11 protein-coding genes are annotated in these 14,492 nt (G+C 51.9%); 7 read left to right on the plus strand and 4 right to left on the minus strand.

The annotated features are described in order from the left end of the window. The first annotated feature begins 253 nt into the window (after window positions 1-253). The 3 genes from nrdA (at window position 254) to yfaE (ending at window position 4,018) form a co-directional block, all read left to right on the plus strand. Window positions 254-2,539: a class 1a ribonucleoside-diphosphate reductase subunit alpha gene (gene nrdA, locus D8682_RS08850; RefSeq protein ID WP_064548587.1), complete on the plus strand. Its 2,286-nt coding sequence runs from the start codon at window positions 254-256 to the stop codon at window positions 2,537-2,539. A gap of 90 nt (window positions 2,540-2,629) precedes the next feature. Then, window positions 2,630-3,760, plus strand: a complete 1,131-nt coding sequence (nrdB, locus tag D8682_RS08855; RefSeq protein WP_064548591.1) for a class Ia ribonucleoside-diphosphate reductase subunit beta — start codon at window positions 2,630-2,632, stop codon at window positions 3,758-3,760. 3 nt (window positions 3,761-3,763) lie between these two features. Further along, window positions 3,764-4,018: a class I ribonucleotide reductase maintenance protein YfaE gene (yfaE, locus tag D8682_RS08860; protein ID WP_121814091.1), complete on the plus strand. Its 255-nt coding sequence runs from the start codon at window positions 3,764-3,766 to the stop codon at window positions 4,016-4,018. A 32-nt stretch (window positions 4,019-4,050) separates the two neighbouring features. Here yfaE and glpQ read toward each other — a convergent pair whose 3' ends face one another. Further along, entirely contained in the window at window positions 4,051-5,121 is a 1,071-nt protein-coding gene (glpQ, locus tag D8682_RS08865; protein ID WP_121814092.1) for a glycerophosphodiester phosphodiesterase, read from the minus strand. After that, window positions 5,121-6,473 carry a glycerol-3-phosphate transporter gene (glpT, locus tag D8682_RS08870; protein WP_064548596.1) on the minus strand — a complete coding sequence of 451 codons (1,353 nt, stop codon included), beginning with the start codon at window positions 6,471-6,473 and terminating at the stop codon, window positions 5,121-5,123. Before glpT ends, glpQ begins: the two co-directional genes overlap by 1 nt. 239 nt (window positions 6,474-6,712) lie before the next feature. On the opposite strand from glpT, the gene glpA reads away from it, so the two are divergent. The 3 genes from glpA to glpC are packed head-to-tail and all read left to right on the plus strand — an operon-like array spanning window position 6,713 to window position 10,796. Continuing rightward, complete coding sequence (gene glpA, locus D8682_RS08875) at window positions 6,713-8,344, plus strand: anaerobic glycerol-3-phosphate dehydrogenase subunit A (protein ID WP_121814093.1); 1,632 nt, start codon at window positions 6,713-6,715, stop codon at window positions 8,342-8,344. Next, entirely contained in the window at window positions 8,341-9,600 is a 1,260-nt protein-coding gene (gene glpB / locus D8682_RS08880) for a glycerol-3-phosphate dehydrogenase subunit GlpB (protein WP_121814094.1), read from the plus strand. Before glpA ends, glpB begins: the two co-directional genes overlap by 4 nt. Beyond that, window positions 9,597-10,796: an anaerobic glycerol-3-phosphate dehydrogenase subunit GlpC gene (gene glpC, locus D8682_RS08885; RefSeq protein WP_121814095.1), complete on the plus strand. Its 1,200-nt coding sequence runs from the start codon at window positions 9,597-9,599 to the stop codon at window positions 10,794-10,796. Before glpB ends, glpC begins: the two co-directional genes overlap by 4 nt. Window positions 10,797-10,798: 2 nt before the next feature. On the opposite strand, the gene D8682_RS08890 is transcribed toward glpC, so the two are convergent. Further along, window positions 10,799-11,995 carry a nicotinamide mononucleotide deamidase-related protein YfaY gene (locus D8682_RS08890; RefSeq protein WP_121814096.1) on the minus strand — a complete coding sequence of 399 codons (1,197 nt, stop codon included), beginning with the start codon at window positions 11,993-11,995 and terminating at the stop codon, window positions 10,799-10,801. 198 nt (window positions 11,996-12,193) lie between these two features. Next, window positions 12,194-12,736, minus strand: coding sequence for a YfaZ family outer membrane protein (locus D8682_RS08895; protein ID WP_064548606.1), 543 nt, complete (start codon window positions 12,734-12,736; stop codon window positions 12,194-12,196). Between the two features lie 274 nt (window positions 12,737-13,010). On the opposite strand from D8682_RS08895, the gene D8682_RS08900 reads away from it, so the two are divergent. Then, a complete protein-coding gene (locus D8682_RS08900; RefSeq protein WP_064548608.1) occupies window positions 13,011-14,450 on the plus strand; it encodes a catalase in 1,440 nt (479 codons plus the stop codon). Window positions 14,451-14,492 lie beyond the last annotated feature (42 nt).

Genomic DNA, 14,492 nt, shown 5'->3' on the forward strand with positions numbered 1-14,492 from the left:
TTTTTTGCATCCCATTGACAATTGTCACAAGCCTTACGTGACGTGGACTTAGCGAAATCTGCCCTGTCACAACCTCAATTCCTCCTCGAAATCAATACTTGTTCTCAAGCGATTAGTTACTAGAATACTCACCATATAGTGATCAAGTAATCCACCACCCCCTACATGTAGTATTTATCCACAAGGTTAGCCACAAGAGGCCAACTGTGGATAAATGGGGCATTTTTCATTTCACGGACAGGTACAAACGCACATGAATCAGAGTCTGCTGGTTACAAAACGTGACGGTCGCACTGAGCGCATCGATCTGGATAAAATCCACCGAGTTCTGGATTGGGCCGCCGAAGGCTTAAATAACGTATCCGTATCACAGGTTGAACTGCGCTCGCACATTCAGTTTTATGACGGCATCAAAACTTCTGACATTCATGAAACCATCATCAAAGCTGCGGCAGATTTAATCTCCCGTGAAGCACCGGATTATCAGTATCTGGCTGCACGCCTGGCCGTTTTCCATCTGCGCAAAAAAGCCTACGGTGAGTTCGAGCCACCTAAGCTGTACAACCATGTCGTCAAAATGGTTGAGATGGGCAAATACGATAGACATCTGCTGGAAGACTACACGGAAGAAGAGTTCAAGCAGATGGACGATTATCTCGACCATGACCGTGATATGAGCTTCTCCTACGCCGCTGTTAAACAGCTCGAAGGCAAGTACCTGGTGCAAAACCGTGTTACCGGTGAAATCTACGAAAGCGCCCAGTTCCTCTATATTCTGGTTGCCGCGTGCCTGTTCTCAGGCTATCCGCGTGAAACTCGTCTGAGCTACGTGAAGCGTTTTTACGATGCGGTTTCTACTTTCAAAATTTCTCTGCCTACGCCGATTATGTCTGGCGTGCGTACCCCAACTCGCCAGTTCAGCTCTTGCGTACTGATCGAGTGTGGCGACAGCCTGGACTCCATCAACGCCACCTCCAGCGCGATTGTGAAATACGTTTCCCAACGTGCCGGTATCGGTATCAACGCCGGTCGCATTCGTGCGCTGGGTAGCCCGATTCGCGGCGGTGAAGCATTCCATACTGGTTGTATTCCGTTCTACAAACACTTCCAGACCGCAGTGAAATCCTGCTCTCAAGGCGGAGTACGTGGCGGTGCGGCCACGTTGTTCTACCCAATGTGGCACCTGGAAGTTGAAAGCCTGCTGGTACTGAAAAACAACCGTGGTGTTGAAGGCAACCGCGTGCGCCATATGGATTACGGCGTGCAAATCAACAAACTGATGTACACCCGTTTGTTGAAAGGTGAAGACATCACCCTGTTCAGCCCGTCTGACGTTCCAGGCCTGTACGATGCCTTCTTTGCCGATCAGGAAAAGTTTGAGCAGCTGTACACCAAATACGAAAAAGACGACAGCATTCGCAAGCAACGTGTGAAAGCCGTTGAGCTGTTCTCGCTGATGATGCAGGAACGTGCTTCTACTGGCCGTATCTATATTCAGAACGTTGACCACTGCAACACCCATAGCCCATTTGATCCGGCTATCGCGCCGGTTCGCCAGTCTAACCTGTGCCTGGAAATCGCGCTGCCGACCAAACCGATGAATGACATCAACGACGAAGACGGTGAAATCGCACTGTGTACGTTGTCTGCATTCAACCTTGGCGCTATCGAAAGTCTGGATGAGCTGGAAGAGCTGGCGATTCTGGCGGTACGTGCTCTGGATGCGCTGCTGGATTACCAGGATTACCCAATCGTTGCCGCGAAACGTGGCGCAATGGGTCGTCGTACTCTGGGTGTCGGCGTGATTAACTTCGCTTACTACCTGGCGAAAAATGGTGTGCGTTACTCTGATGGCAGTGCCAACAACCTGACGCATAAAACCTTCGAAGCGATTCAGTACTATCTGCTGAAAGCTTCGAACGAGCTGGCGAAAGAGCAAGGCCCTTGCCTGTGGTTCAACGAAACTACATACGCAAAAGGCATTCTGCCGATCGACACCTACAAGAAAGATCTGGATGTGATCAGCAACGAGCCGCTGCATCTGGACTGGGAAACCCTGCGTGAGTCGATTAAAACGCACGGCCTGCGTAACTCCACGCTTTCTGCGTTGATGCCGTCTGAAACCTCGTCGCAGATTTCTAACGCCACCAACGGTATCGAGCCACCGCGCGGCCATATCAGCATTAAAGCGTCAAAAGACGGTATCCTGCGCCAGGTTGTGCCGGATTATGAATTGCTGAAAGACAACTATGAGTTGCTGTGGGAACTGCCGAATAACGACGGTTATCTGCAATTGGTTGGTTTAATGCAGAAATTTATCGACCAGTCGATCTCTGCCAACACCAACTACGACCCAACGCGCTTCCCATCAGGTAAAGTGCCGATGCAGCAGTTGCTCAAAGATTTGCTCACCGCCTATAAATTCGGTGTCAAAACGCTTTACTATCAGAACACCCGCGACGGCGCGGAAGATGCGCAAGACGACCTGGCGCCTTCAATCCAGGACGATGGCTGCGAAAGCGGCGCATGTAAAATCTAATTCGGATTTCCCTTTATCACCTTTCTGTCCCCTCTCCCTCAGGGAGAGGGTTAGGGTGAGGGGAAATTCAGTCCACAGGACTCACATTTAATGGCTTACACCACTTTTTCACAGACGAAAAACGATCAACTCGCTGAGCCAATGTTCTTTGGTCAGCCAGTGAACGTGGCACGCTACGATCAGCAAAAATATGACATCTTTGAAAAGCTGATCGAAAAGCAACTTTCCTTCTTCTGGCGTCCGGAAGAAGTTGACGTTTCACGCGATCGTATCGACTACCAGGCGCTACCGGATCACGAAAAACACATTTTCATCAGCAACCTGAAATATCAGACTCTGTTGGACTCCATTCAGGGTCGTAGCCCGAACGTGGCGCTGCTGCCGCTGATTTCCATCCCTGAGCTGGAAACCTGGGTTGAAACGTGGGCGTTCTCCGAAACCATTCACTCGCGTTCTTACACTCATATCATCCGTAACATCGTGAACGATCCGGCGATTGTGTTTGACGATATCGTCACCAACCAGGAAATCTTAAAGCGTGCGAAAGATATCTCCGGTTACTACGACCGTCTGATTGAGATGACCAGCTACTGGCATCTGCTGGGTGAAGGCACGCACAATGTCAACGGTAAAACCGTGACCGTGAATCTGCGCGCCCTGAAACGCCAGCTCTATTTGTGCCTGATGAGCGTCAACGCGCTGGAAGCGATTCGCTTCTACGTCAGCTTCGCCTGCTCATTTGCCTTCGCCGAGCGCGAATTGATGGAAGGTAACGCGAAAATCATCAAACTGATTGCCCGCGACGAAGCCCTGCACCTGACCGGGACTCAGCACATGCTGAACCTGATGCGTTCCGGCGAAGACGATCCTGAAATGGCAGAAATCGCTCTGGAATGCCGCCAGGAATGTTACGACCTGTTCGTGCTGGCCGCCGAGCAAGAAAAAGAGTGGGCAAGCTACCTGTTCCGCGATGGCTCGATGATCGGTCTGAACAAAGACATTCTGTGCCAGTATGTTGATTACATTACCAACATCCGTATGCAGGCTGTGGGTCTGGATCTGCCATTTAAAACACGTTCTAACCCAATCCCATGGATCAACGCATGGCTGGTGTCTGACAACGTGCAGGTTGCGCCGCAAGAAGTCGAAGTCAGCTCTTATCTGGTCGGCCAGATTGATTCTAATGTCGATGCTGACGATCTGAGCAATTTCCAGCTGTAAGTTATGGCACGTATTACGCTACTGAACACCGGAACGCAGCTCAATTCTGAAGAGGAATACCCTTCCCTGCTGGCGACACTGGAATCTCACCAGGTCGCCGTGGAATATCAGTGCCGGGAAGGTTATTGCGGTTCCTGCAGGATTAAACTTGTGACCGGTGAAGTGAAATGGCTGAGCGAGCCGCTGGCGTTTATCCAGCCCGGTGAAATTCTCCCCTGCTGCTGCAAAGCGCACGGCGATATCGAAATCGAGATGTAAAAAAGGGCCGTTTAACGGCCCTTTTCTTTTGTTTACTGCTTCTGCTGCTGCAAGAATTTCACACCCTTGTCCGGGAAGTCGGTAAACACCCCATCCACACCCGCCTTGTTATACAGCACGTCAAACAACTGATCGACGTTACTGACGTAGTCAGGCAACGCGTCCGCTCGTACCGTATAAGGGTGCACTGTCAGGTGGTTCACATGCGCCTGGGTGACCATATCGGTTAGCTTAACATTACCTTTGCTGGAGCCTTCCGCCACCAGCATGTGATAGTCAGGCCCGATACCGTCCGCATACTCGGCTATCTGCTTCATGGCTCCTGGTTTGAACATCCAGTCATAGCTGTAGTTGACCCACTTGCCGTCAGCCTGCTTCTCTTGCGTTTCGTTCCAGTCCGTATAAGCAATCAACTGAACCAGCTTAAGATTCATACCCAGTTTCGGCTCAAGCGAGTTTTTAATACGCTTGAGTTCAGCGGCATCAAAGCATTGCAGGTAGACCTTATCCTGCTTGCTGGTGTAGCCGTAACGCTTCAACACCTCAAGCGTTTTCGCCGCGATATCTTTTCCTTCCTGATGATGGAACCAGGGGGCTTTTATCTCTGGGTAAATACCAATATTTTTCCCTGTGGAGTGATTCAAGCCCTGGATAAACTCGATCTCCTCTTCAAAGGTATGCACGCGGAAATCAGATTTCCCCATCGGGAAACGACCAGGGAAGGTTTGCACCTGCTTGCCGTCTACCACATTAAAACCTTCGGTAAATTTCAGCGACTTGATTTCGTCGAGGGTAAAATCGATGGCGTAGTAGCGACCGTCTTTACGCGCCCGATTTGGGAAGCGCTGCGCAACGTCGGTGACCCGATCAAGATAGTGGTCGTGCAGCACCACTAATCTGTCGTCTTTGGTCATCACCAGATCCTGCTCAAGGTAGTCAGCCCCTTGAGCATAGGCCAGGGCTTTGGCAGGTAAAGTGTGCTCCGGCAGATAGCCGCTCGCACCGCGATGGGCTATCACCACTTTGTCCGTTGTCTGGGCAAAGGAGCTGGCGGAAGCAAACATTACCGCCCCCACCAGGATAGATTTGGTCAGGATTTTCATTATGCTTTCCCTGTCAGTTTTTTATGGTGTTGTTTGTTCTCACCCACCATCACCACCAACAACAGAATCACGGCCATAATGCTGCCGCCGATCATCACCATAAAGCCGCCGTCCCAGCCGAAGAAATCTACGGTATAGCCAACGATGGCACTCGCGGCCACCGAACCACCGAGATAGCCAAACAAGCCCGTAAAGCCTGCTGCCGTTCCCGCGGCCTTTTTCGGTGCCAGTTCCAGCGCGTGCAGGCCAATCAACATCACCGGTCCGTAGATCAGGAAGCCAATCACAATCATACAGGCCATATCCACACCCGGATTTCCCGGCGGGTTCAGCCAGTAAACAATGGTCGCAATCGTCACCAGAATCATAAAGAACACGCCGGTAGCACCGCGGTTGCCTCTGAACACTTTGTCCGACATCCAGCCACACAGCAGCGTGCCAGGTATTCCGGCGTATTCATAAAGGAAATAGGCCCAGGAGGATTTATCCAGCGCGAAGTGTTTCACTTCTTTCAGATAGGTTGGCGACCAGTCGAGAATGCCGTAACGCAGCAAATAAACGAAAACGTTAGCAATGGCGATGTACCACAGCAGACGGTTGGGGAAAACGTACTGCATGAAGATCTGTTTTGCCGTTAGCTCCTCTTCCGTTTTTTCGTTGTAGTCGTCCGGGTAATCATTTTTGTATTCTTCGATTGGCGGCAAACCGCATGATTGCGGCGTATCGCGCATTAACGCAAAAGCAATTAACGCCACAAAAATCGCCGCAAAGGCTGGCATATAAAGTGCCGCATGCCAGTCGTTAAACCACGCCATCCCGAGTAAGAACAGCAGCGGCGGCAAGCCACCGCCGACGTTATGCGCGCAGTTCCAGATGGAAACAATTCCCCCACGCTCTTTTTTAGACCACCAGTGCACCATGGTACGCCCGCACGGCGGCCAACCCATTCCCTGGAACCAACCGCATAAAAACAGCAGGACAAACATCACCGCAATACTGGATGTCGCCCACGGCACAAAGCCCATAAATAACATTACGGCGGCGGCCAGAATCAAACCGGCAGGTAAGAAAACACGCGGATTCGAGCGGTCAGAAACCGCCCCCATAATAAATTTCGAGAAGCCGTAAGCAATAGAAATACCGGAAAGCGCAAATCCGAGGTCACCGCGCGAGAAGCCCTGCTCCACCAGATACGGCATCGCCAGAGTAAAGTTTTTACGTACCAGGTAGTAAGCGGCGTAACCGAAGAAAATGCCCATGAATATCTGCCAGCGCAGACGACGATAAGTCGGATCGACATGCTCACTTTTCAGCCGTGGCTGGTGTGGGCTAGGTTTGAAAATGCTCAGCATAAATGCCTCCGTGGCAGGTTTTTTATCAAGCAATGTTCTTTTGCGAGCGCATGTTAAGGATTATCCCACCTGGTTAGTGTGAAACACCCCACAACATATTACATTTTTATTACAAACTATCGAAAAGGTGCATCGCATCACACTTTGTTTTCGTTTTATTTTCGAATTTGCTCGATATCAAACATTCGCATATCGATCTGTGGCTGAATAGTCCCCAGATAATTTTTCAGGAGCGGAACATGGCGATGGGATGCAAAGAACAGGATGTGATTATTATTGGCGGAGGCGCTACGGGCGCGGGTATTGCCCGCGACTGCGCACGGCGTGGGTTACAAACCCTGCTGCTGGAAAGGCACGACATTGCAACCGGCGCGACAGGTCGTAATCATGGCTTGCTGCACAGCGGCGCACGGTACGCCATGACGGACAGCGAATCGGCCAGGGAATGTATTGAAGAAAACCGCATCCTGAAACGCATTGCTCGCCACTGTATCGAACGCACGGACGGCCTGTTTATCACCCTTCCTGAAGATGATTTAACCTTGCAGAGCGTGTTTATTGCCGCCTGCCAGGATGCCGGAATCAATGCACAGCAACTCAGTCCTCAAGAAGCATTACGCATAGAACCCGCGGTAAACCCTGAACTAATTGGCGCAGTAAGGGTGCCAGATGGCACAGTTGACCCATTCCGTCTGACCGCCGCCAATATGCTGGATGCCAGAGAACACGGTGCCGAAATTCTCACCGGCCAGGAAGTCACCGGCCTTATCCGCAACGGCGATCGGGTTTGTGGAGTGCGGGCTTACAACCATCAAACCCGCGAACATCACGATTTTTACGCCAGCGTAGTGGTAAACGCCGCCGGGATCTGGGGGCAACACATTGCTGAATATGCCGATTTACGTGTGCGAATGCTGCCCGCCAAAGGTTCGTTGCTGATCCTCGGCCATCGCATCAATAACATGGTGATCAACCGCTGCCGCAAACCTGCCGACGCCGATATTTTGGTCCCAGGCGATACCATTTCGCTGATTGGCACCACCTCAACGCCTGTCGAATATGACCAAATCGACAATATGCAGGTCACCCCGCAAGAGGTCGACATCCTGATTCGTGAAGGTTCAAAGCTGTCACCCAAACTTGCCGCAACCCGTATTTTGCGTGCCTACGCTGGCGTTCGCCCGCTGGTTGCCAGCGACGACGACCCAACCGGACGAAATGCCAGCCGCGGAATTGTGCTGCTTGATCACGCAAAGCGTGACGGCATGGAAGGGTTCATCACCATTACTGGCGGCAAGCTGATGACCTATCGCCTGATGGCGGAATGGGCCACCAACGCGGTGTGTGAAAAAATCGGCAATCTTCAGCCTTGCACCACAGCAACAACACCACTTCCAGGTTCCGAAAGCTCAGCAGAAGAGACGCTCAGAAAAGTCATTTCATTACCGCCGACTATTCGGCGTTCTGCCGTTTGGCGTCACGGTGACCGCGCCGGGAAACTTTTGGCAGGTGACCGCCTGAGCAACAGCCTGGTTTGCGAATGTGAAGCGGTGACCGCAGGTGAAGTTCACTATGCGGTTAACCATCTGTCCGTCAACAATCTTGGCGATTTACGCCGTCGCACCCGCGTGGGAATGGGCACTTGCCAGGGCGAATTGTGCGCCTGCCGTGCCGCCGGATTACTACAACGCTTTGGCAGTTCAACGCCTGCGCAATCGCTTGATCAACTTTCTCTTTTTCTTAACGAACGCTGGAAAGGTATCCGCCCAATAGCCTGGGATGATGCGCTGCGGGAAAGTGAATTCACCGCCTGGGTTTACCAGGGGTTGTGCGGCTTGAAAAATGGATCGAAAAAAGGAATACCACAATGAGATTCGATAGCCTGATTATTGGCGGTGGCTTAGCCGGGCTGGTCTGCGGTATTCGCCTCGCAGAAGCGGGGCTGCGTTGTGCCATCATCAGCCGTGGGCAAAGTGCATTGCATTTTTCATCTGGCTCGCTGGATTTGCTGGCCGAACTGCCCGATGGCAGCCCGGTGAATTCGCCGTTAAACGCGTTGGATGCTCTGAAACAACAAGCGCCAGAACACCCGTACAGCTTAATGGGCGCGGAAAACGTTCGCCGTTTCGCAGCAGAAAGTGAGGCGCTACTCGCGCGCTGCCATATCCCGCTGCAAGGCAGTTATCAGCACAACCATCAGCGTGTTACGCCGCTGGGAATGCAACGCGCTACGTGGCTCAGCCCCGAAGAAATCCCCACCGCGCCACTGGAGTGGAAACGAATCACCGTGGTGGGCATTGCCGGTTTTCTCGATTTTCAACCCGAACTGGTCGCGGCTTCTCTCGCCCAGAATAATATCGAGGTACGAACCGCCGAGCTGACCCTTTCTGCGCTGGACACATTGCGTAATAACCCCAGTGAATTTCGCGCCGCCAACATTGCCCGCGTGCTGGATATGCCAGAGCAACAACGTTTACTGATTACCGAGCTTAAAACGCTGGCCATCAACACCGATGCGCTGTTTTTACCCGCCTGCCTTGGCAGCGAAGACTCGCAGGCCTGGCAGACCATCAGCCGCCAGTTGCCCTGCGCACTTCGCCTGTTACCCACGCTGCCGCCTTCGGTGCTCGGTATGAGGATGCACCAACAACTACGCCGCCGCTTCCAGCAACTTGGCGGGATAATGATGCCGGGCGATGCGGTGCTGAACGCTGAATTTGAGCAGCAGAACGTCAGCGCGGTTTTCACGCGTAATCATGCGGAAGTCCCGCTGCGGGCCAACAATGTGATTCTTGCCAGCGGCAGTTTTTTCAGCAACGGTCTTGAAGCTAAATTTAGCGGGATTCGCGAGCCGATCTTCGGGCTGGATATTCGCGCTCCGGATAGGCGCGAACAGTGGTGTCACGAAGACTTTTTCAGCCCTCAACCCTGGTTACAGGCCGGTGTTGCCGTTGATGAAAATTTCCAGCCAACACTTCGCGGCCAGCGTGTCGAAAACCTGTATGCCATCGGTTCAATACTCGCCGGATACGACCCAATACAACAAGGTTGCGGGGCTGGCGTGTCGATGACGGGCGCATTATATGTTGCCCAGAAAATCCTTGATGCTCAGGGAGGCAACGTATGAGCCTGCTCGATGAAACCAGTTTTGAAAACTGCATTAAATGCACCGTTTGCACCACCGTTTGTCCGGTTAGCCGGGTAAATCCTGATTATCCTGGCCCAAAACAATCTGGCCCGGATGGCGAACGCCTGCGCCTCAAAGATGCCGCGCTTTATGATGACGCACTGAAATATTGTACCAACTGCAAACGCTGCGAAGTGGCCTGCCCGTCTGATGTAAAAATTGGCGATATTATTCAGCGTGCCAAAGCCCGCTACGGTAAATCCACCTTCAATTTACGAGATGCCATTCTCAGCCATACCGACTTGCTGGGCACGCTGTCCACCCCCTTTGCGCCGCTGGTTAACACCGCCACGTCACTCAAGCCGGTGCGTACTCTGCTCGATAAAACGCTGGGCATCGACGGCCATCGCGAATTACCGAAATATTCTTCCGGTACGTTTCGGCGCTGGTATCACAAACAAGCGGCAGCGCAAAAAGCCTTTGCTGAGCAAGTGGTTTTTTTCCATGGTTGTTACGTGAATTACAACCACTCCCAGCTTGGAAAAGATCTGCTGCGCGTGATGAACGCGATGGGATTTGGCGTGCAATTACTGGATCGCGAAAAATGCTGTGGCGTGCCACTAATTGCCAATGGTTTTATCGATAAGGCCAAAAAGCAGGCAGCCATTAACGCCGCGTCTTTAAGTAAAGCGGTGCTTGAACAAGGGCTTCCGGTTATCGCCACCTCTTCCACTTGCACGTTTACCTTGCGTGACGAATACCCGCAGGTGCTGGATGTCGACACGCGCCCGATGCGTGACCATATCGAACTGGCGACAAGGTTTATCTGGAAACAACTGGAAAAAGGACGTGAGTTAAACCTGAAAGCGTTACCGCTACGCATTGCTTACCACACACCGTGCCATATGGAGAAAATGGGCTGGTCGTTGTACACCCTCGATTTGCTGCGTAGTTTGCCTGGCGTAGAGCTGGTGATGCTCGAATCCCAGTGCTGTGGTATTGCCGGAACTTATGGATTTAAAAAGGAAAACTATCAAACGTCGCAAAGTATCGGTGCGCCATTATTTCAGCAAATTGAAGAAAGTGGCGTCGATTTGGTGGTGACCGATTGTGAAACGTGCAAATGGCAGATTGAGATGTCCACCAGTAAGAAATGCGAGCACCCGATTACACTGTTAGCCCGGGCGCTCGCTTAGCTTTAAAGCTCTATGACATCAACGACATTCACCCAACCATGCTCCGCTGCGACATCCCAGCCATTGAGCCAGCGGCGCAGCATGTTTAATGCCATCATCGCGCACACTTCCTGGCGGGTGCGCAGGTCGTGGCGAGTCACGCTGAATTTCACCTGCAAGCCGTAAGTGCCGCCAGGGGTATGTAGCGCAAAGTTAAGCTGCTCGTCTTCAAGGCTGCCGACCACCAGCGCCACGGTACTTCCGGCGGTGTGAGCGAATATTTTTGCGCGCTCGGCCACTTGCACCAGCGTTTCAGGGCGCGATGAAAGGACTTCATTGTTTCCCAGCGGCGCTTGTGCACTGGAAAGTTGCAAACACAGCAAACCCGCGGTGAATTGTTCGCTCAGCGCAATATTGAGGGACTGCTCGCGCAGGCGTTTTGCCAGTTGCGCAGGCAGCCCTTCTGTCCCTTCAAAAATCGTGCTTTCACCGGCAACATGCTGCACTTGCGGCCAGACGGCTTCCATCTCCGGGCGCAGGCTGGCAGGGCCGGTCAATTTCAGCTCAATAATCGGCATGGATGAGCGATAGCCCATTACCGCGCCTTCCGGCAGGGGAATCGGTTCAAGGCTTTGGGCTAATTCGCTTTCAGAGCGCCCAAAGGTGGTAAGGCGCAGGCAAACTGGCGGTTCCGGCAACTCAAAGCGTGCGCGCAAGCGCGGCAGGATTTGCTCAGCAACCATCACTTTAAATTCAGAAGGGACGCCAGGGGTGAAAAACATCAGGCAGCGGTTAAGCTTTAGGGCAAATCCACAAGCGGTACCTACGGGGTTATCGACCATTTCACTGGTGGCGGGGATTAAAGCTTGCTTGCGATTGCTGGGAGCCATTTCGCGCCCGCGCTCAGCAAAGAAACGCTCCATTTGTTCGAGCCATGGCTGATGCATCACCAGTTCCACGCCTGCGGCGGTGGCGGCGGCCAGCGCACTCAGATCGTCGCTGGTTGGCCCAAGCCCACCATTGACGATCAACACATCAGCCTGTTCGCTGCGCTCTTTGAGCACCGCAATCAAATCGTCAAGACTGTCGCCCACCGTATTGCGGCGCGACATTGGCAAACCCTGGTTAAAAAGATAATCGGCAAGCCAGGCTGCGTTGGTATCAATAATTTGACCATGCAGCACTTCGTCGCCGGTAGACAGCATTTCCACTTTTATCATTGTTGTGCTCCGCGGGAAAAAAACGATTCACTATAACTCAAGCAGACAGAAAATTAATTGGCAGAAATAAAACAGGCAGGTCAAATGAATGTCGGATGTCGCTGCGCTAATCCGACCTACGAAAGCAAAAGCAGTTGTAGGGTGGATAAGCTCAAGCGTCATCCACCATTTAATCCGATCTACAAAATGACAGGGATTTTAGAAAGCAGCGCTCACGCCAACATATGGCCCATCAGCGATCGAGTTATCACGCTCGCCATTTTTGTTTTCCATACCGATGTAGCGATAGCCTGCTTCAATGGTAATTGGGCGCATGATTGTCCAACGTGCGCCTGCACTGGCTTCCTGGTAGTTTTCAACACCGCTGGAAAGGGAGTCTGGGGAATAATAGTAATCACCGAATACCGCGAAGCTATCGAAAATCTTCCAGCTCAAACCACCGCCAACGGCCAGCGCGTAACCTTCATCGCCATCGTTAGGATTGAGGTAAACCGCACGGCCACCCACGGTACCCATAAATGGACCTAATGGCACATTCAGGCCTAAGCCCAGACCCGCAGTATCACCGTCATCATCGTTATGTGCGTAGTTACCGGTGAACGCCAGACCTGGGGAATCAGTACCGAAACCCACGACCACGTTAGTGTATTTTTCGCCTGCTTCACCGCCGATGCTGATAGCACTTGCGGATGCAGAAATGAGCGCCAGGCTGGCAGCGCCAGCCAGTAATAATTTGTTCATGTTTCGATCCTTAATAACAAAAAAAGGAGGTCCCTGAAAAAGGATGTCCTTAAAAAAAAACCGATTCTACAGCCACGATTGATGTAATCAACGTGTTAGAAATTCTTTTCGCTATTCGTTTGTAAGAAATTAAAACAGCGGGGATTGCCTGACAGGATTAATGAATAGCAACGATAGAAAATGCCAAATTGCCAGCGGTGCATAATTCCCATAATACTATAGGGGTTATTCTTACTATGATGATTCACCCTTACATTGATAAATGGAGACAACAATGAGCAAAAAAGGATTAACGACTGCATCCGGGGCTCCCGTAGCCCACAATAACAACGTTGCAACCGCTGGCCCCCGTGGCCCAATGCTTTTACAGGATGTTTGGTTTCTGGAGAAACTAGCCCATTTCGATCGCGAAGTTATCCCCGAGCGTCGCATGCACGCCAAAGGGTCTGGCGCATTTGGTACCTTTACCGTAACCCACGATATTACGCAGTTCACCCGCGCGAAAATTTTCTCAGACATTGGCAAAAAAACCGATCTGTTCCTGCGTTTCTCGACTGTAGCAGGCGAGCGCGGCGCCGCTGATGCCGAGCGTGATATTCGCGGCTTCTCAATCAAGTTTTACACCGAAGAAGGTAACTGGGATTTAGTCGGTAATAACACCCCAATCTTCTATTTACGCGACCCGCTGAAATTCCCTGATTTAAACCACGTAGTGAAACGCGACCCGCGTACTAACCTGCGCAACCCCACTTATAAGTGGGATTTTTTCTCGCAAATGCCTGAAACGCTGCACCAGTTAACCATCGATTTTAGCGATCGCGGCCTGCCACGTTCTTATCGTCATATTCACGGATTTGGTAGCCATGCGTTCAGTTTCATCAACAGCGACAATCAGCGTTTCTGGGTGAAATTCCACCTGAAAACCCAGCAACAAATTGCCAATCTGATGGACGATGAAGCCGCAGCCATCATTGCTAATGACCGCGAAAGCGCACAGCGTGATTTATTTGAGGCGATTGAAGGCGGTGATTTCCCACGCTGGAAATTCTATGTGCAAATTATGCCGGAAGCAGACGCGTCACAAACGCCATATAACCCGTTTGATCTGACCAAAATCTGGCCGCACGGCGATTATCCGCTGATGGAAGTGGGTGAGCTGGAATTGAACCGTAACCCGGATAACTACTTTGCTGATGTCGAGCAAGTGGCAATGTCTCCGGCAAACGTGGTGCCTGGCATTGGTTTCTCTCCAGACCGCATGCTGCAAGGCCGCCTGTTCTCTTACGGCGATGCCCACCGCTACCGTTTAGGAGTTAACCATCACCAAATCCCGGTTAACGCACCGAAATGCCCGTTCCACAATTATCATCGCGATGGCGCGATGCGTATTGATGGCAACAGCAGCAATGGCGCAACTTATGAGCCAAATAGCTTCAATGTGTTCCAGGAGCAGCCTGATTTCAGCGAACCACCGTTAAGTATTGAAGGGGCAGCAGACCACTGGAATCATCGTGAAGATAACGACTATTTCAGCCAGCCACGCGCCTTGTATAACCTGCTGAGCGCAGAAGAACATCAGCGCATGTTTAAACGTATCGCCGGTGATATGAAAGATGTTCCCGAGTTTATTCAGGAGCGCCAGATTGCCCTGTTTAGCGAGGTGCATCCGGAATATGGCGCGGGCATTGCCGCCGCGTTAAAAGCTTTGAAATAGTGCTGTAATAGGAAACCGAGTTCGTAGGTCGGGCAAGCGTAG

Source organism: Buttiauxella sp. 3AFRM03 (assembly GCF_003675305.1).
Lineage (GTDB): Bacteria > Pseudomonadota > Gammaproteobacteria > Enterobacterales > Enterobacteriaceae > Buttiauxella > Buttiauxella ferragutiae.